Source organism: Bacillus sp. Hm123 (assembly GCF_051842975.2).
GTDB lineage: Bacteria > Bacillota > Bacilli > Bacillales > Domibacillaceae > Bacillus_CE.
In genome coordinates this window covers 2,482,623-2,507,966 of sequence record NZ_CM200277.1, presented here as the reverse complement: position 1 = coordinate 2,507,966, position 25,344 = coordinate 2,482,623, and the positions used below count along the sequence as shown (strand labels likewise).

General features: G+C 41.4%; 22 protein-coding genes. 20 read left to right on the top strand and 2 right to left on the bottom strand.

The window, feature by feature from the left end; genetic code table 11:
* Positions 1-57 precede the first annotated feature (57 nt).
* Positions 58-984 carry a ribonuclease HIII gene (rnhC, locus tag ACSVDJ_RS13085; RefSeq protein ID WP_439169910.1) on the bottom strand — a complete coding sequence of 309 codons (927 nt, stop codon included), beginning with the start codon at positions 982-984 and terminating at the stop codon, positions 58-60.
* Between the two features lie 91 nt (positions 985-1,075).
* Here rnhC and zapA point away from each other — a divergent pair, with 91 nt between their 5' ends.
* The 16 genes from zapA to uvrC all read left to right on the top strand — a co-directional run bounded on the left by zapA (position 1,076) and on the right by uvrC (position 20,698).
* On the top strand, positions 1,076-1,336 hold the full coding sequence (zapA, locus tag ACSVDJ_RS13080) for a cell division protein ZapA (protein WP_439169911.1): 261 nt from the start codon (positions 1,076-1,078) through the stop codon (positions 1,334-1,336).
* A gap of 5 nt (positions 1,337-1,341) precedes the next feature.
* On the top strand, positions 1,342-1,887 hold the full coding sequence (locus ACSVDJ_RS13075) for a CvpA family protein (RefSeq protein WP_439169912.1): 546 nt from the start codon (positions 1,342-1,344) through the stop codon (positions 1,885-1,887).
* 78 nt (positions 1,888-1,965) lie between these two features.
* Entirely contained in the window at positions 1,966-3,675 is a 1,710-nt protein-coding gene (gene polX / locus ACSVDJ_RS13070) for a DNA polymerase/3'-5' exonuclease PolX (protein WP_439169913.1), read from the top strand.
* Positions 3,676-3,694: 19 nt separating this feature from the next.
* Entirely contained in the window at positions 3,695-6,049 is a 2,355-nt protein-coding gene (locus ACSVDJ_RS13065; RefSeq protein WP_439169914.1) for an endonuclease MutS2, read from the top strand.
* 25 nt (positions 6,050-6,074) lie between these two features.
* A complete protein-coding gene (locus tag ACSVDJ_RS13060) occupies positions 6,075-6,482 on the top strand; it encodes a DUF350 domain-containing protein (RefSeq protein ID WP_439169915.1) in 408 nt (135 codons plus the stop codon).
* Between the two features lie 175 nt (positions 6,483-6,657).
* Complete coding sequence (locus ACSVDJ_RS13055) at positions 6,658-7,854, top strand: MFS transporter (RefSeq protein ID WP_439169916.1); 1,197 nt, start codon at positions 6,658-6,660, stop codon at positions 7,852-7,854.
* Positions 7,855-7,992: 138 nt separating this feature from the next.
* Positions 7,993-8,667, top strand: a complete 675-nt coding sequence (locus tag ACSVDJ_RS13050) for a response regulator transcription factor (protein ID WP_439169917.1) — start codon at positions 7,993-7,995, stop codon at positions 8,665-8,667.
* Positions 8,664-10,022 carry a sensor histidine kinase gene (locus ACSVDJ_RS13045; RefSeq protein WP_439169918.1) on the top strand — a complete coding sequence of 453 codons (1,359 nt, stop codon included), beginning with the start codon at positions 8,664-8,666 and terminating at the stop codon, positions 10,020-10,022. The genes ACSVDJ_RS13050 and ACSVDJ_RS13045 overlap by 4 nt, the downstream gene beginning before the upstream one ends.
* A gap of 95 nt (positions 10,023-10,117) precedes the next feature.
* A complete protein-coding gene (locus ACSVDJ_RS13040; RefSeq protein WP_439169919.1) occupies positions 10,118-13,174 on the top strand; it encodes an efflux RND transporter permease subunit in 3,057 nt (1,018 codons plus the stop codon).
* Positions 13,175-13,351: 177 nt separating this feature from the next.
* Complete coding sequence (locus ACSVDJ_RS13035) at positions 13,352-15,040, top strand: long-chain-fatty-acid--CoA ligase (protein WP_439169920.1); 1,689 nt, start codon at positions 13,352-13,354, stop codon at positions 15,038-15,040.
* A gap of 95 nt (positions 15,041-15,135) precedes the next feature.
* The gene (fadR, locus tag ACSVDJ_RS13030; protein ID WP_439169921.1) at positions 15,136-15,720 is read left to right on the top strand and encodes a fatty acid metabolism transcriptional regulator FadR; all 585 of its coding nucleotides are present in this window, start codon (positions 15,136-15,138) and stop codon (positions 15,718-15,720) included.
* Positions 15,721-15,747: 27 nt separating this feature from the next.
* Complete coding sequence (locus ACSVDJ_RS13025; protein WP_439169922.1) at positions 15,748-16,521, top strand: enoyl-CoA hydratase; 774 nt, start codon at positions 15,748-15,750, stop codon at positions 16,519-16,521.
* Between the two features lie 67 nt (positions 16,522-16,588).
* Positions 16,589-17,362 (top strand): electron transfer flavoprotein subunit beta/FixA family protein, encoded by a 774-nt coding sequence (locus ACSVDJ_RS13020; RefSeq protein ID WP_439169923.1) that lies wholly within the window; start codon positions 16,589-16,591, stop codon positions 17,360-17,362.
* Positions 17,363-17,380: 18 nt separating this feature from the next.
* Complete coding sequence (locus ACSVDJ_RS13015; RefSeq protein WP_439169924.1) at positions 17,381-18,361, top strand: electron transfer flavoprotein subunit alpha/FixB family protein; 981 nt, start codon at positions 17,381-17,383, stop codon at positions 18,359-18,361.
* A 158-nt stretch (positions 18,362-18,519) separates the two neighbouring features.
* Positions 18,520-18,834 (top strand): thioredoxin, encoded by a 315-nt coding sequence (gene trxA, locus ACSVDJ_RS13010; RefSeq protein ID WP_439169925.1) that lies wholly within the window; start codon positions 18,520-18,522, stop codon positions 18,832-18,834.
* A gap of 91 nt (positions 18,835-18,925) precedes the next feature.
* On the top strand, positions 18,926-20,698 hold the full coding sequence (gene uvrC, locus ACSVDJ_RS13005; RefSeq protein ID WP_439169926.1) for an excinuclease ABC subunit UvrC: 1,773 nt from the start codon (positions 18,926-18,928) through the stop codon (positions 20,696-20,698).
* A 121-nt stretch (positions 20,699-20,819) separates the two neighbouring features.
* Here the strand turns inward: uvrC and ACSVDJ_RS13000 are convergent, their stop codons facing one another.
* Positions 20,820-21,245, bottom strand: coding sequence for a DUF2507 domain-containing protein (locus ACSVDJ_RS13000; RefSeq protein ID WP_518619018.1), 426 nt, complete (start codon positions 21,243-21,245; stop codon positions 20,820-20,822).
* A 288-nt stretch (positions 21,246-21,533) separates the two neighbouring features.
* Between ACSVDJ_RS13000 and ACSVDJ_RS12995 the strand changes: the two genes are divergently transcribed.
* The 4 genes from ACSVDJ_RS12995 (at position 21,534) to ACSVDJ_RS12980 (ending at position 25,310) form a co-directional block, all read left to right on the top strand.
* Complete coding sequence (locus ACSVDJ_RS12995) at positions 21,534-22,142, top strand: succinate dehydrogenase cytochrome b558 subunit (protein WP_439169928.1); 609 nt, start codon at positions 21,534-21,536, stop codon at positions 22,140-22,142.
* 63 nt (positions 22,143-22,205) lie between these two features.
* Positions 22,206-23,966 carry a succinate dehydrogenase flavoprotein subunit gene (gene sdhA, locus ACSVDJ_RS12990; protein ID WP_439169929.1) on the top strand — a complete coding sequence of 587 codons (1,761 nt, stop codon included), beginning with the start codon at positions 22,206-22,208 and terminating at the stop codon, positions 23,964-23,966.
* Between the two features lie 2 nt (positions 23,967-23,968).
* Positions 23,969-24,736: a succinate dehydrogenase iron-sulfur subunit gene (gene sdhB / locus ACSVDJ_RS12985; RefSeq protein ID WP_439169930.1), complete on the top strand. Its 768-nt coding sequence runs from the start codon at positions 23,969-23,971 to the stop codon at positions 24,734-24,736.
* Positions 24,737-24,854: 118 nt separating this feature from the next.
* The gene (locus ACSVDJ_RS12980) at positions 24,855-25,310 is read left to right on the top strand and encodes an acyl-CoA thioesterase (protein WP_439169931.1); all 456 of its coding nucleotides are present in this window, start codon (positions 24,855-24,857) and stop codon (positions 25,308-25,310) included.
* Positions 25,311-25,344: the final 34 nt, after the last annotated feature.

Here is a 25,344-nt window from a genome sequence, read left to right as displayed (position 1 = left end):
GACACCCTCTTCTTCTATAAATAGGCTGACCCTGTTAATGAGCCAGCCATTCCCGTATTATCTTCTGTTGACGAGTTTCTTTGCTTTTTCCGTATTAGCAAAATGCCGTTTCGTAAAATGAAGGAGGGCGGCTTCTCCTTTTTCGTGAATTAAGCGGGCTGCGGCAACGTCGACTTGGCTACCTGCTCCTTTAGGAATCGTGAAGCCTGCTTCTTTGCTTAATTTGTCCATCTCTTTCACAAATGCGTAGCGAGCGATGATCGAGGCTGCGGCAACAGCGAGATGAACGCTTTCTCCTTTTGTGCTGAAGTAGACATTTTCTTGAAAAATTCGTTTCTGTTCTTTTAAATAGCGGTAATACGTTGTTTTTTCAGCAAACTGGTCGATTAATACTGCTTCAGGGCGATCAGGCAAGATTTTTTCATTGAGCTTGATCAATGCTTGGTTGTGAAGCAATGCTTTAATTTTTCCTTGTGACATTCCTTGCATTTGTAGTTCATTGTATTTTTCGTTGTGTAAAATGAGCAAGCTGTAAGGAATTATTTTGACGATTTGCTTCGCTAGATTGATAATTTGGGCATCGGTTAAGTTTTTGGAGTCTTGAACACCGATCGCTTGGAGCATAGCAATTTGCTCTTTTTTCACAAATGCTGCAACGACCGTCATCGGGCCGAAGTAATCACCCGTTCCGACTTCATCACTGCCGATGACGGACAATGAGTGAAAATTAGCTGGCAAGGTGTTTGTAGCTGTTTTTTTCTTTTGGACGGGAGCGGCGGTTTCTCCACTCCAGCGAGCGGCTTCTGTGCTCGCTCCTTTTCCTTGAAACAACACTTTGCCTGAACGGTAGCCTGTGATTGAACAATTGCTCGTTTTAGCAGCAAATACAGCGCCTGTTGGTAATTTTCCAGTAGCAGCACCTGCGTAATGCTTTTTCATCTCTTCAAGCGTCCGGTTAGTAACTTTTAATACAGTATGGTTCAATGAAAATCCCCCTTTATAGTTTCGACTTTTCACACAATAATACTCGTGGTATGATAACAGTTAGGATTCTTTAGAATGGAGGCCATTCAAATTGCAAGGTAGAGAAAAAACTCGAATTACCGTAGAAATACGTGGACATCATTATACTATTATCGGGACAGAATCGAAAAGCCATATTCGTGAAGTGGCCAATATGGTCGACGAAAAAATGCGTGAAATCAGCGTAAAGAATCCAATGCTAGACTTAAATAAAATCGCTGTATTAACCGCTGTGAATACCGTTCATGACTATTTGAAGCTTCAAGAAGAAGTGGAACAACTAAAAGAAGAATTAAAAAAATTAAAGGATTGACCTCAATGATTGATATTATTTTATTCATATTTTTATTAGCAGGAATTGCCATAGGGTTAAAGCGAGGCTTTATCTTGCAAGTGTTTCACATGGTAGGCACAATTATCGCTGTTATTGTGGCGATTTCTATGCGTGAACAAGTGGCACCAATGCTTCAATGGATTCCGATGCCACCGATTGAGGATACGCCGATCTTTCAATACATCCCGGATCATTTTGAAGCCTTTTATTATGGCACAATAGCTTTTATCCTTTTATTTTTTCTTGTGAAAGTCGCTTTATCGATTGTAGCGTCTTTTGTCAATATGCTGGCGAAAATCCCTCTTATAAAGGAGATCAATAAAATTGGTGGGGGACTTCTCGGGTTTGCGGAAGTGTACCTCGTTTTATTTGTTTTGCTTTATGTTGGAGCTTTGTTTGCAGGAAATGACATTCAACAGCTAGTGGCCCAGTCCACGATTGCTACTTATATTCTTCATGACACACCTTATTTATCAGAAGCATTAAAAACGTTTGATCCAATGAGTTATGTGAACAACTTCTCTTTTTAGTAGAGAAGTTTTTATTTTATCTAGCTTTTCTGCTAGTATATAAGGAAGATAGTCATTTGGAAAGCATGGTGACCCATTATGATCAATAAAAAAGATATTATTCGTTTGTTAGAAAAAATTGCGATATATATGGAATTAAAAGGAGATAATCCGTTTAAAATATCAGCGTTTCGTAAGGCAGCTGCAGCTTTAGAAAATGATGAAAGAAGCTTAACCGAAATCGATGATGTGACAAAGCTTGCCGGAATTGGAAAAGGGACAGCAACGGTGATTGAAGAATATCGTGAAACAGGTCAATCGACCGTTTTGGCCGAGCTTCAAGAAGAGGTGCCAGCTGGTTTAATTCCGTTATTGCAGCTTCCAGGACTTGGCGGCAAAAAAATTGCCAAGCTCTATAAAGAACTTGAAATTACAAATGTCGATGAATTAAAGGCGGCGTGTGAAAATCAGAGTGTGCGCGGTCTAACTGGGTTTGGAGCCAAAACAGAGGAGAAAATTTTAGCCGCGATTGCGAACGTTGGACAGCGACCAGAACGATTGCCGATTTCTTATATGTTAACAGTGGCGGAGTCGGTTGAAGCAGAGCTTGCGTCGATGCGCGAGATAGAGAAATTTTCACGAGCGGGCAGCTTACGTCGTTTGCGAGAAACGATTAAAGATTTAGATTTTATCATCGCGACAAAAGAAGCGGCGACCGTGAAGGAGCAATTATTAGAACTGCCGAATATTAAAGAAATCATTGCCGGCGGAGATACAAAAGTATCCGTTGTCCTCGATGGGGAGTGGGATGTTTCTGTTGATTTTCGGATTGTGACAGAAGCGGAATTTGCCTCTACTCTTCATCATTTCACCGGTTCAAAAGACCATAACGTTCGCATGCGTCAGCTAGCGAAAGAGCGTGGGGAAAAAATCAGTGAGTATGGAGTAGAAAATAACGAAACAGGCGAAATAAAAACATTTCAATCTGAAGCAGATTTCTACCATCATTTTGACTTGCCGTGGATTCCACCTGAAATTCGAGAAGATGGTATGGAAGTGGAGCGATTCACAGAAGAGGGAAGCTTATTAGATGAGAAGCAAATCAAAGGCGATCTTCATATGCATACGACATGGTCAGATGGAGCCAATTCGATTGAAGAAATGGTTGAAGCGTGTCGAGCTAAGGGCTATGAATATATGGCGATCACCGATCATTCTCGTTATTTAAAAGTCGCCAATGGGTTATCGATTGAACGGCTATTAAAGCAAAACGAAGAAATTCGCCGATTAAATGCCAAATACGATGATATTGAAATTTTATCAGGTATTGAAATGGATATTTTGCCGGATGGAACGTTAGATTATGAAGATGAGCTATTAAGTGAGCTCGATTTTGTAATTGCGTCGATTCACTCTAGTTTTTCTCAAGCTGAAAACATCATTATGGACCGTTTAAAAACGGCGTTAAGTAATCCGCATGTCGATCTGATTGCGCACCCGACAGGCAGAATTATCGGCCGTCGAGAAGGCTATGCTGTCGATATGGAGATGTTGATTCAATTGGCGAAGGAAACGAACACCGCTCTGGAATTAAATGCGAATCCGCATCGGCTTGATTTATGCGCCGAGCACCTTCGCCAAGCGCAAGAAGCAGGTGTGAAAGTGATCATTAATACCGATGCTCATGCTATTGAACATCTTAACTTTATGGAGGTCGGTGTGAAGGCTGGCCGTAAAGGGTGGCTTCGTCCAGAAACGGTCATCAACACGTACAGTAAAGCCGATTTCTTAGCTTTTTTAAATAGATAAGTGGGAGGAAATTTTTTCCGTGAATAAAAAAGTATTAGCGACTCTTGAGTTTGACAAAATTAAGCAGCAATTAGCGGAACACGCAGCGTCTTCGTTAGGAAGAGAGCAAGCAGAAGCGTTAATGCCGGCACTTGTTTATGAAGAAGTCGTTCGTTTGCAGGAAGAAACAGATGAAGCCGCTCAAGTGTTGCGGATGAAAGGGCATGCGCCGCTTGGCGGTATTTACAACATCCGTCCGCATGTGAAACGCTCACAAATTGGCGGCATGCTCAATGGAATGGAGTTTGTCCAAATCGCCAGTACGATTTATGCAGGTCGAATGATGAAAAATTTCATTATTGGATTGATGGAAGAAGGAGAGCAACTACCGATCCTTTCAGAAAAAGAAGAACGGATTCCAGTGTTAACTCCGCTTGAGCATCGAATTAAACATACGGTCGATGAGCATGGAGGCGTATTAGACTCCGCGAGTGATGCATTAAGACATATTCGCCAGCAATTGCGAGCGAATGAAAGCCGCGTTCGCAGCAAGCTAGAAAGCTTAATCCGAGGAAAAAACGCGCAAACAATGCTGTCGGATGCCATTATTACGATTCGAAACGATCGCTATGTGCTTCCGGTGAAACAGGAATATCGTGGCCATTACGGTGGTATTGTTCATGATCAATCTTCTTCTGGACAGACATTATTTATTGAGCCGGAATCAGTGGTGGAAATGAACAATCAAGTCCGGGAATTGAAGTTGAAAGAAGCGTTAGAAATCGAACGGATTTTCAGCGAGTTGACGGCGGAAGTTGAACTGCACGGGTCTGAGCTCTATCATTTAACGGGTTTACTTGGTGAGTTAGACTTTATGTTTACGAAAGCAAAGTACGGCAAGACGATTAAAGGATCGAAGCCGAACGTCAACCCTGATGGCTACATTCGCTTACATAAAGCGAGACATCCGCTCTTGCCGATGGATGAAGCTGTACCGAGTGATGTAGAGCTTGGAAAAGAATTCAACACGATTGTTATCACCGGACCGAATACAGGCGGAAAAACGGTGACGTTAAAAACGGTCGGACTAACGACGTTAATGGCGCAAGCCGGACTACCGATTCCGGCACTTGATGGTTCTGAAACAGCAGTTTTCCAGTCTATCTTTGCTGATATTGGCGATGAGCAGTCCATTGAACAAAGCTTAAGTACGTTCTCATCTCATATGGTGAACATCGTCGACATTTTACAAGAAGTCGATCATGAAAGTTTAGTTCTGTTTGATGAGTTAGGAGCAGGAACGGACCCACAAGAGGGAGCGGCTCTAGCGATTTCGATTTTGGATGAAGTCCATCGCCGTGGGGCGCGAGTGATTGCCACGACGCATTATCCTGAATTAAAGGCATATGGCTATAATCGTGAAGGCGTCATTAATGCGAGCGTGGAATTTGATGTGGAAACGTTAAGCCCGACGTATCGACTGTTAATAGGAGTGCCAGGACGAAGCAATGCTTTTGAAATTTCGAAGCGTCTTGGGTTAAATCTCGATATTATTGATCAGGCGAGGAGCTTAATTGGCGCAGATACAAATGAAGTCGACCGAATGATTGCTTCACTTGAACAAAGTCGTAAGAAGGCAGAAGAACAAGAGAAGGAAGCACGCGATTATTTAAAAACGGCAGAAAAACTTCATCAAGATATGCAAAAGCAAATGCAACATTTCTATGCGCATGAAGAAGAATTAGCGGAAAAAGCGCGTGAAAAAGCAGCGGCGATCATCGAACAAGCAAAAGCGGAAGCGGAAGCCGTGATGAAGGATTTACGCAAAATGCAGCTAGAACAGCGCGCAAACATTAAAGAGCATGAATTAATTGAAGCGAAGCGTCGTCTTGAAGAAGCCGTTCCAGAGACAACAAAGCCGAAGAAGAAAAAAACGGCATCTACAGCACGCACATTCAAACCAGGCGATGAAGTGAAAGTTTTAAGCTTCGGCCAAAAAGGTCATCTTCTTGAAAAAAGCGGAGAGAAGGAATGGCACGTCCAAATGGGCATTATGAAAATGAAGGTAGAGGAATCGGATTTAGAGTGGATCAAATCGGAGAAAAAAGCCGAGCCGAAGCCGATGGCGACTCTTCGCGGAAAGGATTTTCATGTGAACCTTGAACTGGATCTTCGAGGGGAGCGTTATGAGGATGCCTTGTTAAAAGTAGAGAAATATATTGATGATGCTTTACTTGCCGGCTATTCTCGCGTGTCCATTATTCACGGGAAAGGGACCGGTGCTTTAAGAAAAGGCGTACAAGAGTATTTGAAGAATCATCGCTCTGTTAAACGCACTCGTTTCGGTGAAGCAGGAGAAGGTGGCAGCGGCGTAACCGTTGTTGAGCTCAAGTAAGGCATAATGGAGGGACATTGCGAGGATGAACCGATTCTGGGAAAATAATTTTGTTCAGCTTGCCGGATATATCAGTGTCGTTATTGTCTGTGTAATTTTATTTCTAGCTGTGTTTGAGCTTGTGACAAAGTATCGTAATTGGGAAGAAATCAAAAAAGGAAATATGGCTGTAGCGCTGGCCACAGGTGGAAAAATATTCGGGATTTCGAATATTTTTCGCCATTCCATTTTGCATAACGATTCGTTGCTTGCGATGGTAGGATGGGGTGTATGTGGTTTCTCGCTTCTGCTTATCGGTTACTTTATGTTTGAATTTTTAACCCCGCATTTTAAAATTGATGAGGAGATTGAAAAAGACAATCGCGCAGTTGGGTTTATCTCTATGGTCATCTCTATCGGTCTATCCTATGTCATTGGCGCAGCTTTATTATGATAAGGAGAGTAGTGAAGCGATGGAAACTTTAGCAAAAGTGTTACTCGTAGTGGGCGGGGGCTTTTTCGTCATCGGCATAATTTATTTATTTTTTCTCGCTTAATCTAATTGAAAAAACTTCCTGTGAATAAGGAAGTTTTTTTCATGAATGGCTAGATAAATAGGAGAGACTCAAATGAAAAAAGAATGGACAAACTTGCAAAAGACAGGGCTTTTCGTTGTAATTGCTGTGCTGTTTACCGATATGATTATGTATAGCTTGCTTGTGCCGATTACTCCTTATATTGATCAAACGTATCAACCGACTGCGACGATGATGGGCGTCTTATTTAGTACCTATGCGGTCGGATTGTTAATCGCTACTCCTTTTTTAGGACGACTATCCGATAAGGTTGGTCGAAAAATCCCCATGCTAGTAGGGATTTTTGCGCTTATTATTTCCACGCTGTTATTTATCGTTTCGGAGCATATGTGGATGTTAATCATTGCTCGTTTTATTCAAGGTGTGGCGGCTGGTGCTTCGTGGACAGCTGGCTTTGCCTTGCTTGCTGACTTATTTCCGGGGAAAAGCAGAGGACCGATCATGGGCTTTGCTTTATCAGCTGTGTCGGCGGGAACGTTGCTCGGTGCGCCTGTTGGCGGCTGGCTATTTAATTTAGGTGGTTATCAATTACCATTTGTTGTAACGATTATATGCAATCTGATCATTTTTCTGGTGACTTTATTTTTATTAAAAGAACCGAAGCGTACACCATCTCAATCACAAAGTGGCATTCTTTCCTTATTAAAAGTGAGAGAAGTGAGATGGATTACGGCGGTCATTTTGATCGGCGAAGGAATGATCACGATGCTAGAGCCAGTACTGCCGGTATATGCCGCTAACAATTTAAGCATGGATGCCCAAGCGATTGGCTTGTTATTCGGTGTGATGACGATTGCCTACAGTGTATTCTCGCCGATTTCCGGTTCTCTCTCTAGCAAATATAATCCCTATAAAATTATGATGATCGGTCTAATTTGGATGGCGTTATCGTTGCCGTTTCTTGTGATCAGTACCTCGATATGGGTGCTTGTGTTTGCAGGTATCACCATTGGAGGAGCAGCTGGCTTTACTCTTTCTCCGACTCTTTCGGCATTAGGCGAGGTAGTCGATGACAATGGCGGTGATGGGGATGAATATGGAACGGCGTATGCTTTTTTTAATATGCTGTTTGCGTTTGCGATGATTATTGGTCCTCTGCTTGGTGGCGTGTTAACCGATATGATGACCGTTCCGAGTGCCGTCTATACATCTAGCCTGTTGATGATGGTTGCGACTGGCTTGCTTGTACGGTTAATGAAAAGGCAGAAAAGTTATATGTCAACTAAATGAAGAGTGGAAATGGAATCCGATGTCTTATCATCTATATGGTAAGGTGTCGGTTTTTTTATTTCCAACAATGGAAATTTGTTCACATATAGTTCATGTTGTTACGGTATGATGGAAGAAAACAGTAGGGGGAATAGACCCATGGTGCGGATTTTAGTGGCTGAGGATGATCCTAATATTCAACGGTTGTTGAAAATTTATTTAGAGCCTGAAGGGTTTGAAGTCATTCAAGCTTATGATGGGCAAGAAGCGCTTAATAAACTATTTGAGCTTCAGCCGGAATTACTCGTATTAGATATTATGATGCCGAAAATGGATGGGATCGAGGTTTGTAAGGAAGTGCGCACCTTTTCACAGCTACCGATTTTAATGGTCACCGCTAAAGGAGAGCGGATCGATAAATTAAATGGCTTTCAAAATGGAGCGGATGATTATATCGTGAAGCCGTTTGATCCGATGGAGCTTGTGATGCGCGTAAAAGCTTTATTAAGAAGATACCGGATTAGCTGGTCTCACCACCTCCAGCTAGGGAGCGCATTACTCGATAAATTAGCCTTGAGCATTTCAATGAACGATCAATCAATTGTGCTCCCACAAAAGGAGTTTGAGTTATTATTTCGTTTAGCTAGCTACCCAGGAAAAATTTTCACTCGTGCTCAACTAATCGAGCAAATTTGGGGGATGGATTATGAAGGAGATGAGCGTACCGTTGATGTTCACATCAAGCGAATTCGTGAGCGAACGAGGCAAATGGATGAACATTTTAAAATTGTGACGGTTCGTGGACTCGGATACCGTTTAGAAGTGATAGCATGAAAACGCTATATACGAGAATGACGCTTATTTATATTTTAATTTTTATTATTAGTCTTGTGGCGGGAGTCGTCACAGTGAATTTTTTTATGGATGAAAAATATAGTAAAGAGCAAGATAAAATGCTACTAGAGCAAGGGGAAAGCTTTATACAGATTTACAAAATGGTTCCTGATAAGCAGTTGTTAAAGCAGGAATATAGTCAATTGCTAGAATCGTTGTATTTACGCATTCAACTATACGATGAAGCAGGGAATGTTCAAGTATTTGGCGGTGAAGAAGGAAAGCCAGAAAAGATTCCCGAGGATCTTGTTCGATCTGTTCAAGAGGGGGAGACATATAAAAGCGAAAAAAATATTTTTGGCTATATGACGATGGGGCTTCCTTTCGATATGGAAGGCGAGCGATATGCGGCATTTGTCTACATTGATGATAAAGGACTGACGACCGATTTTTATCGAATATTAAACATTGGCTTGTTCGTTGCGATTGTCCTTGGGGCACTGTTAATTTTAGTTGTTTCTCGTTACATCGTTCACCCGCTGACGAAAATGACGAATGCCACGAAGAAGCTTGCTAAAGGACAATTTGATGTGCAGTTGCACTCGAAGCGAAAAGATGAAATCGGAACGCTCGCTAGAAGCATAGACTCCATGGCGAAAGATTTAAGCCGTCTTGAAGAAATGCGCCGCAACTTTATTTCTGACGTTTCCCATGAAATTCAAACGCCGCTTACCTCTATTCGAGGGTTTTCTAAAGCGTTGAAGCGCGATGGTTTATCGGAAGTCGATCGAATGGAATTCAGTGAAGTGATTGAACAGGAAAGCGAACGATTATCAAGGTTATGTAGCAATTTACTTAGTCTCGCCTCGTTAGAATCTGATCAACATCCTTTTCACCTAGTTTCCTATGCTCTAGATGAACAAATACGTAGTTTAATTTTGAAAATGGAGCCTCAATGGTTGGAAAAAGCGTTGGAGCTTGAGATTAAATTGCCAAAAGCAACAATTGAAGCTGATCGTGATCTGCTTTATCAAGTGTGGATGAATTTATTGCAAAATAGTATTAAATATAATCACCAAGGCGGAACGATTCGAATTTGGTTACGGCGAAAAGGAGAGCGGGTGCAAGTAGGGATAGAGGACACAGGACCTGGAATAGCCGATGAAGATCAGCGGCATATTTTTGAGCGATTTTATCGAGCGGATACGTCTAGGACAGAAAAGGCGAGCAATGGCATCGGCTTATCCATCGTGCAGCGGATTGTGGCGATGCATCGAGGGGAAGTTCATGTATATAGTGAAGTCGGCAAAGGCAGTTGCTTCGTCGTTAGCTTACCTCTTAAACAAAAAAGATAAAATTTTACATAATTCCAATAATTGTTCATATTGAGTTCATATTCGTCTGTTATCTTTACAGTGAGCTCAATAAATGAAGAGGAGGCCCTTGTCAAATGATTAAGTTGACAAAATGGAGTCTGAAAAATGGAATTGCTGTTTTTTTACTAGGTTTATTAATTCTCGGGGGAGGAATATTTTCCTCAAGTACGATCTCGAAAGAAATTATGCCGGATGTGACTTATCCAGCTTTATTTGTCCAAGTGACGACCCCAAATGGTACATCAGCGGAAGTAAATGAAGAGCGGATCACGAAGCCGTTTGAAGAACAATTGAACGCCAATACCGATGTAAAAAGCGTGATCAGTACCACGTCCAGTCAAATGATTACCTTCCAAATCGAATATCCATATGGTACCGATTTGGATAAGTCATCGGCTAAGCTAGAATCGATTATTAGCGGATTATCGTTTCCAGAGTATACCGAGCATAATATTTTAACGACGGACAGCATGATGAATACGATTATGCAATTTGCTTTAACATCCGATCAGCCAGATGATTTACAAATGTTTCTCAATGATACATTGATTCCTGAAATGAAAAAGAAGGAAGGGATCGCCAGTATTGATGTGAGCGGTGAATCGGAAAATCAATGGTTCATTCAAGTGGATGAGAAGAAAGCACAAGATAATGGCTTAACGTTGCAAGCGGTAAGAGAAGCGTTAGAAACGAGAAATAAAGATGTCTCAATAGGAGCGATCGAGAGTGACGGCAACACGATTCCTATAAGCTTGAACCGACAAATTGATACGGTGGAAGAGCTGAAGAAGACGAAAATCACTCCTCCTGCTACACTTGGGGCACCAGCAGCACCTGTGGAGCTTGGAGAAATCGCTGAAATTGAGATGAAGAAAGAAGGCGGAGATCTATCTCGTTATAATGGTGACAAGGCTTTTGTCGTCAATGTAACGAAAGAAAAGGGTGGGAATACCGTCGAAATAACGAAGGCTGTTGATCAACTGCTTAACCAATATGAAAAACAAGAAAACTACGAAGTATTTTCAATTATGAATTTCGGAAACGAAATCGAGACATCGATTTCTAAACTCGTTAAAGAAGGATTATTCGGTGCGTTATTTACAGTCATCGTCATTGCCCTATTTTTAAGAAGCTTCCGAGCGACGATTATTTCTATCATTTCCTTGCCTGTTTCGATCTTTGTGACGATCTTTATTTTTGAAAAAATGGGCTATAGTTTAAATGTCATGACCTTAGGTGGTTTAGCGGTAGCGATCGGGCGTATCGTCGACGATAGTATCGTGGTCATTGAAAATATCGACCGCTGGTTGAAAGAGCAAGGGGGGCAACTTCCGAAAAAAGAAATCGCTCGCAAAGCTACACAAGAAGTGATGAAGGCGATCACTTCATCTACGCTTGTCACTTGTATCGTCTTTTTACCGATCGTGTTCGTTTCAGGCTTTACAGGTGAACAATTCCGTCCGTTTTCTTTAGCGGTTGTGTTCTCTATTCTCGCTTCATTCTTTGTTGCGATCATGTTAATTCCGATGCTTTCAAGCCTATTTTTAAAAGTGAAGCCAAAGAAAGAAGAAGAAGGCAAAACGATTCGTTTCTATGAAAAAACATTGCGTGGTGCTTTGAGACGAAAATGGCTCGTGATCATCGCTTCACTGTTACTATTAGTCGGTTCCTTTGCACTTGTACCAATGATGGGCTTTTCTTTAATGCCATCTGAAAGTGGAACATCTTTGAAAATCGGTATGCAGCTTCCAGCCTCATCAGAAATCGATGATACGAACGCTGCTTCTGAAAAAGTAGAGAGCTATTTAGAAAGTCGCAAAGAAGTCGATTACAGTAGCGTCCAAGTGGGGCAATCGATTGATCCGATGTCGATGCAAAGCACTGAAAATCAAGCTATTTTTATTGTGAAGTTAAAAGAGGGGTATAAGGCTGATGCTTTGCTTAAGCCATTTAAAAAAGACATAGAAAACAAAGTGACAACTGCCGAAATAACGGTGGAAGACTATTCAGCTACGATGGGGTCTGGACCAGCAGGTAACGTAGTGAACGTAGAATTATATGGCGATAATTTTGTCGCATTAGAGAAAGCGTCTAAACTAGTAGAAGATCGCTTAAAAGAAAATGATCAGTTAAAGAACATTCAAAATGAAATGACTGGCGCCCGTGCAAAGTGGGAAGTGGAAATTAACGATGAAGGGCGTAAAGCTAACGTTGATGGGACTCAGCTGATGGCGGCTATTCAAGAGCGGTTAGTTCCGGTTCAATTAATGGACTATGAATTAAAGGATGAAATGTACCATCTCACCCTAGAATACGACAAAAAAGTAGCTACTAAAGAAGACTTGTTAAACTTAAAAGTGTTAACGATGGATGGTGAAAAAGCGTTAAAAGATATCGCCGAACTGAAAGAAGTGAAAACACCAGTAGAGATTAAACACGAAGACGGTCAAGCACTTGCTAAAATAACAGCGACTGTCAAAGGCCAAAATGTTTTAGAAGTTACCCAAAAGGTTGAAAAAGAAATGAAAGAGCTCTCTTTTGAAGATGGGGTAACATTAAAAACGGGCGGAGCGAATGAGGAGATCAATCAAGAGTTTTCCAAAATGATCACAGCGATGCTGATGGCCATCGGCTTAGTGTTTATCGTATTATGTGCGACGTTCCAAGGGATCGTCACACCGATTGTGATTTTAACATCGATTCTCTTTGTACCAATTGGTGCATTCGGCTTATTGTTATTAACAGGTCAGCCGTTGTCATTAAGTTCCATGATCGGTTTACTCATGTTAATTGGTGTCGTAGTAACGAATGCAGTCGTTTTACTCGATCGTGTCGAAACGAATCGCAAGAACGGCATGAATGTGACAGAAGCGTTAGTAGAAGCAGGAAAAGTCCGTCTTCGTCCGATTGTGATGACCGCTGTTGCTACGATTTGTGCGCTTATCCCACTTGCTTTATCGAGCGACACAGAATCCGTATCCGCGGCACTGATTTCAAAAGGATTAGCGATTACCGTCATTGGTGGACTAACGACATCCACTCTATTAACCTTGATTGTTATTCCTTCCATCTATAAAGCAGTTAAGCGTGATCGAAAAAATATCATGCGCAGAGGAAGGAAAACCGCTTAATAACAAGAAATGAATAAAAGCTCGGCTGATCTGACTCATGGAGTGAGACGGAAAAAGTCGAGCTTTTTTGATTTTTAGGATAAAATGTAAAAAAAGAATAATTGGCATCGATGATCAAAATACATTATAATTAAATAGAATATTTTTAATATTCTAAATTAACAAGGAGGGATGGAGATGACGGACAAAAGGTGGCTTTCGCAATATCCAAAGGAAATACCGGCAACTTTGACGTATAAGGAGCAACCTGTTCAGCAGTACTTAACAAAGGCCGCGAAAAATTATCCTAATAAAATAGCGATTCATTTTTTAGGGAAAGAGTTGACCTTTACAGAAGTGTATGAGTCTGCATTAAAGCTAGCTCGCTATTTACAAAAGCTAGGTGTAGAAAAAGGAGACCGCGTAGCGATTATGTTGCCTAATGGTCCACAAGCTGTAATTAGCTATTTCGGTGTATTATATGCCGGGGGAATTGTTGTTCAAACGAATCCATTGTATACAGAGAGAGAAATTGAATACCAAATGAAGGACTCCGGCTCGAAAATAATCATCACCCTTGATATTCTCTACCCACGCGTCCGCAGCGTATGGGCAAATACCGATCTTGAACATTTAATTGTAACCGCTGTCAAAGATTACTTGCCTTTTCCAAAAAACATCATCTATCCTTATATTCAGAAGAAACAAACGGGTCTCGTCGTTCATATCGAAGAATGGGGAACCAACCATGAATTTAAAAAAATCATGGCTCATGAAAAAGCAGAAGAAATAGAAGTTTCACTCGATTTTGCAGAAGATCTCGCTTTGCTTCAGTATACAGGCGGCACAACGGGATTTCCAAAAGGTGTCATGCTCACCCACAAAAACTTAATTTCCAATACAGCGATGTGCGACGCTTGGTTGTACAAATGCAAGCATGGCGAAGAAGTCATCCTTGGGGTGCTCCCTTTCTTTCACGTATATGGTATGACAACGGTGATGATCTTATCGATTATGCAAGGTTATAAAATGGTGCTGTTGCCGAAATTTGATCCGAAAATGACGCTGAAAACGATCGATAAGCAAAAGCCAACTCTTTTTCCGGGGGCGCCAACGATTTATATTGCCCTATTAAATGATCCGGATTTGCCGAAATATGATCTTTCCTCCATCCATGGCTGTTTAAGCGGCTCCGCTCCGTTACCAGCTAAAGTGCAGCAGAAATTTGAAAAAATTACAGGTGGTAAACTAGTTGAAGGATATGGATTATCAGAAACGTCTCCTGTCGTTCATGCCAATTTCCTTTGGGACGGTGAACGGATCAAAGGAAGTATCGGCGTTCCATGGCCGGATACAGAGGCTGCCATCCTTTCGATGCAAACGGGAGAATTTTTACCTCCTCGTGAAGTCGGTGAAATTGTTGTGAAGGGTCCGCAAATTATGAAAGGGTATTGGAATCGCCCGGAAGAGACGGAAATGGCGTTTAAAGATGGCTGGTTTTTAACAGGAGATATCGGCTATATGGATGAGAAAGGCTATTTTTATATCGTCGATCGCAAGAAGGATATGATTATTGCCGGTGGATATAATATTTATCCGCGTGAAGTAGAAGAAGTGTTATATGAGCATGAAGCGATTCAAGAAACCGTCGTTGCGGGTATACCCGATCCGTATCGCGGCGAAACAGTTAAAGCGTATATTGTGCTAAAAGAAGGATACGAAGTCACAGAAGAAGAGATGAACGCCTTTGCCCGCGATCACCTCGCTCCTTATAAAGTGCCAAAAATTTACGAGTTTCGAAAAGAACTGCCGAAAACAGCTGTCGGAAAAATTTTGCGTCGTGCGCTAATAGACGAAGAAAAAAAGAAATTAGAAAAAACAAGTTAATGTAAACAAGCGACCCTCTTGACTATATCAGAAAGAAAAGATAATATAGAATTATGAATGAATAGTCATTCAGTTGTTGGTTGGGAGGGTAGCTTGTGAAAAAAAACAAACCAAAATACCATCAAATCATTGATGCAGCGGTCGTTGTCATCGCCGAAAACGGCTATCATCAAGCGCAAGTGTCTAAAATTGCGAAGCAGGCAGGCGTAGCGGATGGAACCATTTATTTATACTTTAAAAATAAAGATGATATATTAATTTCTCTGTTCCGTGAAAAAATGGGGGATTTTGTCGTAAAAATTAAAGAAGCTGTAGCAGGAAAATCGACAGCGGCGGAGAAATTATTAGTGTTGGTAGAAAACCATTTTAAAATATTGTCGGAAGATCCTCATTTAGCCGTTGTCACTCAGCTTGAAGTTCGACAGTCGATCAAGGAGTTACGTCTGCAAATTAATGCTATCATTAAAGACTATTTGTTGGTCATGGATGACATTTTAAAGGAAGGCGTACAAACGGGTGAGTTTAGGGAATCACTAAATATTCTACTCGCTCGGCAAATGATTTTCGGCACGATGGATGAAACCGTTACCACTTGGGTGGTGAACGATCAAAAATATGATCTCAAAGCACTTGCAAGGGAAGTCGGAGACATGTTATTGAATGGATTTTCTGCCCGTTAACGAATTGAACAAAGGGATGGTGAGAGAATGGAGTACATATCTTTGCACAAAGAAGGTCGGGTCGCTGAGATTACGATTCAACGTCCACCAGCCAACGCTTTGTCTGGCGCATTGATTGAAGAAATCGATCATGTGTTGGATGAGTTGGAGAATGATCAAGAAATTCGTGTTCTTCTTATGAAGGGAGAAGGTAGATTTTTCTCAGCTGGAGCCGATATTAAGGAATTTACTTCGATCGAGACCGGAGAAGAATTCTCACGGCTCGCGGCAAGAGGCCAACGTGTATTCGAAAGAATTGAAACCTTTTCCAAGCCAGTGATTGCAGCGATTCATGGGGCGGCACTTGGCGGTGGCTTAGAGCTAGCGATGAGCTGCCATATCCGATTAGTAACGGAAAAGGCGAAGCTTGGGCTACCTGAGCTCACTCTAGGGCTTGTACCAGGATTTGCTGGATCACAACGTCTACCACGATATGTAGGCATGGCGAAAGCGGCAGAAATGTTGTTGACAAGTGAACCGATTTCAGGAAAAGAAGCGGTTCAATGGGGTCTTGCCAACCACGCTTATGACGAGGAAGATCTATTGCCAAAAGCAAGAGAAATGGCTGCGAAAATGGCTCAAAAAAGCCCGGTTAGTATGAAAGCGGCTATTGAGCTACTAAACTATTCCAAACACGCTGAATATTATCAAGGCGTGCAAAAGGAAGCTGATTCCTTTGGGGTGGTGTTCGTTTCCGAAGATGCGAAAGAAGGGATTCAAGCATTTATCGAAAAACGCCAGCCTGAATTTACAGGTAAATAATTTTTTTGCGAAAAATTTTCGCAATCTTTTAAAACGATAGAAAGTTAAGAATGCAGGAGGGGAAAATATGAACATCTACGTATTGTTAAAGAGAACATTTGATACAGAAGAAAAAATTTCCGTGGCTAACGGTGCGATTCAAGAAGACGGAGCGGAATTTATCATCAACCCATACGATGAGTATGCCGTTGAAGAAGCGATTCAAATCCGCGACGATAAAGGCGGCGAAGTAACGGTCGTTTCTGTCGGATCAGAAGAAAGTGAAAAGCAGCTTCGCACAGCGCTTGCGATGGGGGCTGATAAAGCAGTTCTTATTAATATCGAGGACGATGTGGAAGATGGCGACCAATTTACGACAGCGAAAATTTTGGCTGAGTATTTACAAGATAAGGAAGCAGACTTAATCATCGCTGGTAACGTAGCGATCGACGGCGGTAGCGGTCAAGTGGGTCCTCGTGTAGCGGAACTACTAGACATTCCTTACGTAACAACGATTACAAACATTGAAATTGACGGTGAAACAGTCAATATCGTTCGCGATGTCGAAGGGGATTCCGAAAAAATCGAAACAACGCTGCCATTATTAGTGACAGCACAACAAGGGTTAAACGAACCACGCTACCCATCTTTACCAGGGATTATGAAAGCGAAGAAAAAACCTTTAGAAGAATTAGAACTGGATGATTTAGATCTAGAGGAAGACGATGTTGAAGCAAAAACAAAAACAATCGATATTTTCTTACCACCGACAAAAGAAGCTGGTCGTGTATTAGAAGGCGATTTAAGCGATCAAGTAGCGGAACTTGTGAACGCATTGCATAAAGAAGCGAAAGTAATTTAACTGACAGGAGGGACAAACATGGGAAAAAAAGTATTAGTATTAGGTGAAGTTCGTGACGGAGCGTTAAGAAATGTATCTTTTGAAGCGATTGCAGCTGGAAAGAAAGTAGCAGAAGGCGGAGAAGTTGTTGGGGTATTGCTTGGGGAGTCTGTAAGTTCATACGCTGAGCAAATGATTCATTACGGTGCAGACCGAGTCGCAACGGTAGAGGATGAAAAGCTAGCTCAATACACATCTGACGGCTTTTCACAAGCGTTGCTAGCTGTTGTCGATCAAGAAAGTCCAGAGGGAATCGTCTTTGGTCATACGGCACTAGGAAAAGATTTATCACCGAAAATTGCGGCGAAGCTAGAAGCAGGCTTGATTTCTGACGCGACAGCTGTAGAAGAAGAAGGTGGAGAAGTTGTCTTTACTCGCCCAATTTATTCCGGAAAAGCATTTGAAAAGAAAGCGGTGAGCGAAGGAATCGTACTTGCAACGGTTCGTCCAAACAATATTACACCACTTGAAAAAGATGAGTCTCGTTCAGGCGATGTATCATCGGTTTCAGCTGATATTAAAGATCTTCGTACGATCATTCAAGAAGTCGTTCGTAAAGCAAGCGAAGGGGTCGATTTATCAGAAGCGAAAGTAATCATTGCTGGCGGGCGCGGCGTGAAAAGCGAAGAGGGCTTTGAGCCATTAAAAGAACTCGCTGACGTACTTGGTGGAGCAGTTGGTGCTTCTCGTGGTGCATGTGATGCAGATTACTGCGATTATTCCTTACAAATTGGTCAAACAGGTAAAGTCGTTACGCCTGATTTGTACATCGCTTGTGGCATCTCTGGAGCGATCCAGCATTTAGCCGGAATGTCTAACTCAAAGGTGATTGTAGCGATCAATAAAGATCCAGAAGCAAGCATCTTTAGCGTAGCGGACTATGGCATCGTTGGTGACTTATTCGACGTCGTACCGATGTTAACAGAAGAATTTAAAAAACTAAAAGTCGCTATGTCTTAATGTGATCAAAAGGCTGCTAGTCTAATATAGGCTAGCAGTTTTTTTTCGTATATAATCAATTTCGCTGGGCAAAGTAGTTTTGAAACAAAAAATTCGCATCATGTGATAATCGGTGATATACTATCCGTAGTATATCGTTATTTTAGGAGGTCATTTTAATGGCAATTGTAAATGCAACTGATCAATCATTCTCAACTGAAACAGAAAGCGGTCTTGTACTCGTGGATTTCTGGGCGCCTTGGTGCGGACCTTGTAAAATGATTGCTCCCGTACTTGAAGAGCTAGATGCTGAATTAAACGGCAAAGCAAAAGTGGTTAAAGTCGATGTAGATGACAACCAAGAAACAGCTGGAAAATTCGGTGTAATGAGCATCCCAACGCTTATTCTTTTCAAAGATGGTCAGCCAGTGGATAAAGTGATTGGTTTCCAACCGAAAGAAGCACTAGCTGAATTAATTACTAAACATGCTTAATAAAGTACATAAACGCCTTCTGTCATAGACAAGAGGCGTTTTTTTTGCTTAAAACTCTTAATATTTTTAGTTTACGAAGGAGGTGGAAAGAATGAATGACATGATTAAACATAAATTAGCATTGCTTCCGGATCAGCCGGGCTGTTATTTAATGAAAGACCGACATGGAATGGTCATTTATGTCGGGAAGGCAAAGGTGTTGAAAAATCGTGTGCGCTCTTATTTTACCGGCTCTCATGATGGCAAAACACAGCGTCTCGTCAATGAAATAGAAGATTTTGAATACATTATAACTTCTTCTAATTTGGAAGCGTTAATTTTGGAGCTCAATTTAATTAAAAAGCATGATCCAAAATACAATATTATGCTGAAGGATGACAAAAGCTATCCATTTATTAAACTAACGGCTGAACGTCATCCGCGGTTAATCATCACGCGAAAAGTCCAGAAAGATAAAGGGAAATATTTCGGCCCTTATCCGCATGCACAAGCAGCTAATGAGACGAAAAAATTATTAGACCGGTTGTATCCTTTAAGAAAATGCACGAACTTGCCCGATCGAGTGTGCCTTTATTATCATATGGGGCAATGTTTAGCTCCTTGTGTGAAAGAGGTGACGGAGGAAGATTATCGACATATTACCCAGGAAATAAGTCGATTTTTACAGGGCGGGCATCAGCAAGTGAAAGAGCAATTAACAGCAAAGATGCACGAAGCAGCGGAAAAGCTGGAGTTTGAGCGAGCAAAGGAATATCGAGATCAAATTTCCCATATCGATGCATTAATGGAAAAACAAAAGATCAATACGACCGATTTAATGGATCGCGATGTGTTCGGTTATGCGGTGGATAAAGGTTGGATGTGCGTACAAGTCTTTTTTGTCCGTCAAGGAAAATTAATTGAGCGCGATGTCTCTTTATTTCCATTTTATGACGAGCCGGAAGAAGAGTTTTTAACGTATTTGAACCAATTTTATGATCAGCCGAATCATTTTAAGCCGAAAGAAATATTGTTGCCGGAAAAAGTCGATGCGACTTTAGCGGAACAATTGATTGAAGTGAAGATGATGAAGCCGCAAAAAGGACAAAAAAAAGAACTTGTTAAGTTAGCGGAGAAAAATGCAGCCGTTGCGTTGCAAGAAAAATTTGCTTTAATTGAACGGGACGAGGAGCGAACGATTAAAGCAGTGGAACGCCTCGGTGAAGCGATGAATATTCATCCTCCTCTTCGCATCGAAGCCTTTGATAATTCCAACATTCAAGGAACGAATCCAGTTTCTGCGATGATCGTCTTTATCGATGGAAAACCGATGAAGAAGGAATATCGTAAATTCAAAATTAAAACGGTGGAGGGACCCGATGATTATGGATCAATGCGTGAAGTGATTCGTCGTCGCTATACTAGGGTGTTAAAAGAAGGGCTTCCTTTACCGGATTTAGTGGTGATTGATGGAGGGAAAGGCCAGATTGAAGCAGCAAGGGAGATTTTAGTACATGAACTGAACCTAGATGTTCCAGTCGCTGGGCTTGCGAAAGATGATAAGCATCGTACTTCTCAATTGTTGTATGGTGACCCACTTGAAGTCGTTCCGCTTCAACATAATAGCCAGGAGTTTTATTTATTGCAGCGGATTCAAGATGAAGTGCATCGTTTTGCGATTACATTTCACCGCGAGCTGCGTGGAAAGAGTGCCTTTCAATCGATTTTAGATGACATTGACGGTGTTGGACCGAAAAGGAAAAAAATGCTACTGAAAGCTTTTGGCTCTGTGAAGAAATTGAAAGAAGCGACAAAAGAGGAGATTATAGCGATGGGCATTCCAGAACGGACAGCGGAAGGAATAATTAAAAAGCTTAAACAATGAAGTGAATAGCTTAGTATCGCTTACGGAGTAGAAATGTCAGCGGGGAACAAAGCCCCGCTACATTTCTTATAGCGTGAAAAACGAAGAAATATGTATAACAGTCAGATGTAACACTCTTTATTTATCCCCATTTCACGGTCACTTGAACTTTTTGAGCACGCTTTTGAACTTCGCATATGGATTCGGCGATCGTTTGTTCTTGAACGCTCAGTTGTTCAGCTAAAAATCCACTTTCTAATGTGAAGGACGGTTCGGTTTGAACAGAAAACCGTCGATCGATAAAGGGACCGCTCAAAACGAATACTTTCGCGTTTTTAGATTCTTTTAATAGTGTCAGTTCACCCCAGCCGGCTTCGATGAAAAAAGAGGCAAGATCATCAAAGGTAGCACAAGGAAACTTGCGAGCAATCGATTTTCCGGCCCAGTAAAGGATGTCGGCTGTTTCTTTCCCTAATACATCTGTGAGCAAAACGTCTCTAATAATTTCGTAACCGAAGACAGGGACGGAAAGTGTATCCGTTTCTTGTTTATCAGTTTGATTGGTCAATTTTAATCCCCACTTTCTGCTATTCATTATATACAACTTGGTCGATAGAAAAAAGGTGAAACGCTCATCTTTACAATTGTTATTTCGACATAATACTACAATAGTAAAAAAAGAGGGAAAAATCCGTGTTTGATAGCTTGTAGTTTTTTCAGAATATAAAAAGATGTATACGCATTCTTGACGCTCTGTGACGATGGGAGTAAAATGGTGGTGTCACATAATTGTTACAATATGAAGCTATGTGTAGAAATATTTTGCCAGATGCTTCAAAATTAAGGGGGGTAAATCGTGGCTGACAATCGAGAGTTTTTTTATCGCAGGTTGCATTCATTACTGGGTGTCATTCCTGTGGGACTGTTTTTGGTACAACACTTAGTAATCAACCATTTTGCAACGAAGGGTGAAGAAGCGTTTAACAATGCCGCTCACTTCATGGAGCAATTACCGTTTCGCTATTTCTTGGAAGTATTCATTATTTTTCTACCGTTATTATTCCATGCTATTTATGGATTGTACATTGCCTTTACAGCAAAGAACAATGTAGGTAGATATACATTCTTCCGAAATCAAATGTTCTTCCTACAACGCTTATCGGGCGTAGTAACACTTGTGTTTATTGCATGGCACGTATGGCAGACGAGAGTTCAAGCGGCATTAGGTGCTGATGTGGATTATCAAATGATGGAAAGCATTTTGGCTAATCCATTTATGCTTGGTTTCTACATAGTTGGAGTTTTATCTACTATCTTCCATTTTGCTAATGGTTTATGGTCATTTTGTGTAAGCTGGGGAATCGCAATTTCTCCACGTGCTCAGCAAATTACGACTTACGTTACAATGGGCGTATTTGTTGCGCTTTCTGTTGTAGGTATTCGTGCCATTTTAGCTTTCGTTTAATTTATAATAGGATCTATTCAAAAATATTTAGTTCGGAATTTGCAGAAAAAGGAGTGAGTCTCAATGGGTAAAGGAAAAGTTATCGTAGTCGGCGGCGGATTAGCTGGTTTAATGGCTACAATTAAAGCAGCAGAGGAAGGAACGCAAGTCGATCTATTTTCATTAGTTCCAGTAAAGCGTTCTCATTCTGTTTGTGCGCAAGGCGGTATTAACGGTGCTGTTAATACGAAAGGTGAAGGAGATTCACCTTACGTTCACTTTGATGATACGATTTATGGAGGAGACTTTCTTGCTAACCAACCACCGGTAAAAGCAATGACAGAAGCAGCTCCAGGAATTATTCACTTATTGGATCGTATGGGGGTTATGTTTAACCGTACACCAGAAGGACTTCTTGATTTCCGTCGTTTCGGAGGTACACAGCATCACCGTACAGCGTTTGCGGGTGCGACAACTGGTCAACAGCTTCTATATGCGTTGGATGAGCAAGTTCGTCGTCATGAAGTAGCGGGGCTTGTTACGAAATATGAAGGTTGGGAATTCCTTGGTGCAGTCGTTGACGATGAAGGAATTTGTCGTGGAATCGTTGGACAGAACTTAACGGATATGAGCATTCAAACGTTCCCTGGTGATGCCGTTATTATGGCGACAGGTGGCCCTGGTATCATTTTCGGAAAGTCAACAAACTCTGTCATTAACACAGGTTCTGCCGCTTCTATCGTTTACCAACAAGGTGTTAACTATGCGAACGGAGAGTTTATCCAAATTCATCCGACAGCGATTCCTGGGGATGATAAGCTTCGTCTAATGAGTGAATCTGCTCGTGGAGAAGGTGGACGTGTTTGGACGTACAAAGACGGTAAGCCATGGTACTTCCTTGAAGAAAAATATCCGGCTTACGGAAACCTTGTACCGCGTGATATTGCGACACGTGAAATATTTGATGTGTGCGTGAATCAAAAGCTAGGTATTAACGGTGAAAACATGGTGTATTTGGATCTATCTCATAAAGATCCACATGAACTAGACATTAAACTTGGTGGAATCATTGAAATCTATGAGAAATTCATGGGTGACGATCCACGTAAAGTACCAATGAAAATCTTCCCAGCGGTTCACTACTCTATGGGTGGATTATGGGTAGATTATGAGCAACAAACTAATATTCCTGGTTTATTTGCGGCTGGTGAATGTGATTATTCACAGCATGGTGGGAACCGCTTAGGTGCCAACTCTCTACTTTCAGCTATTTACGGCGGTATGGTAGCTGGACCGAATGCTGTGAAATACATTAATGGTCTTGAAAAAACATCGGATGCGATTTCTTCTTCTGTGTTCGATCGCTATACGAAGCAAGAAGAAGCGAAATGGAAAGAAATTATGTCTCTTGATGGGAAAGAAAACGCGTATATCCTTCATAAAGAGCTTGGTGAGTGGATGACGGCAAACGTAACAGTTGTTCGTTACAACGACAAGCTGAAGCAAACAGATGATAAAATTGTTGAATTAATGGAACGCTGGAAAAATATCAACATTGGTGATACAGCTAAGTGGAGCAACCAAGGAGCTACTTTCACTCGTCAGTTGAAAAATATGCTTCACCTTGCTCGTGTCATCACAATTGGTGCCTTAAATCGTGACGAAAGCCGCGGAGCACATTACAAGCCTGATTTCCCGGATCGTAACGATGAAGACTTCTTGAAAACAACAATGGCAACATTTAAAGGTGAGAATGAAGCGCCTGCATTCCATTACGAAGAGGTGGATATTTCATTAATCCCTCCTCGTAAGCGCGACTACACTAAGAATAAGGAGGGGAAATAAAGATGAGTGAGAATAAGTCCGTTCGCTTTATCATTACTCGTCAAGACACGATGGATTCTGCTCCGTATGACGAAGAGTTTGAGATTCCATACCGTCCGAATATGAACGTTATTTCAGCGCTAATGGAAATTCGTCGAAATCCAGTCAATGCAAAAGGTGAACAATCAACGCCGATTGCTTGGGATATGAACTGTCTTGAAGAAGTATGTGGCGCATGTTCCATGGTTATTAACGGCAAACCGAGACAATCATGTACAGCACTAGTGGATCAATTAGAGCAGCCAATTCGCTTGACTCCAATGAGTACGTTCCCTGTTGTTCGTGACTTACAAGTTGACCGTAGCCGCATGTTTGATTCTTTGAAAAAGGTAAAAGCATGGATTCCGATCGATGGAACGTACGATCTCGGAGCTGGTCCGCGTATGCCGGAAAGAAAACGTCAATGGGCTTACGAATTATCTAAATGTATGACTTGCGGTGTTTGCTTAGAAGCTTGTCCGAACGTAAACAGCAAATCAAACTTTATCGGTCCTCAACCGTTATCGCAAGTTCGCCTATTTAATGCGCATCCAACAGGTGCAATGAATAAAGACGAACGTTTGCAAACAATTATGGGAGATGGTGGCCTTGCAAACTGCGGGAACTCTCAAAACTGTGTGCAATCTTGTCCAAAGGGAATTCCTTTGACAACATCGATCGCTGCGTTGAACCGCGACGCAACAGTTCAAGCATTCCGTAATTTCTTAGGAAGCGATCATCAAGTAGATTAATATGTAATAAGAATGGTGTTTCAAAAGCTTGCCTCCTACGAATGTACATGATCTAGATATTAGATGCTGTTTCGTAGGGGGCAGCTTTTTTGTATACAAACAAAGGGGGAAATGGGGAATGAAAAAGATTGTATATATTGAAGATTGGAGTCAGTGGGAACATGGTTTTCGCTTTTTTCATCCTGTAAGCGTTCGCTTTTCGGAAACAGATATGTTTGGTCATTTAAATAACACGGTACCATTCGTTTATTTTGAAGAGGCGCGCATTGAATTTTTTAAAGAAACTGGATTAATGGAGGATTGGGTGAAGGAAGATAGCAGCACGATGATCGTTGTTGCAGACTTACAATGTGATTTCATTCAGCAAGTATTCTTTGGGGAAAAGCTGAAGATTTTCGTGAAAGCGGCGACGATCGGTCAATCATCTGTTGATCTCCATTATAAAGGGGTCAATCAAAACGGAAACATCTGCTTTGTTGGAAGAGGAAGAGTCGTTCAAATTTCTAAAGACACGCACAAGCCATGCTCATTAACAGAAGATATGAAAGAAAAGCTTGCGCAAATTTCAAAGTAAGCTCATGTTAAAATATTTTTACTCTTAAATGTCA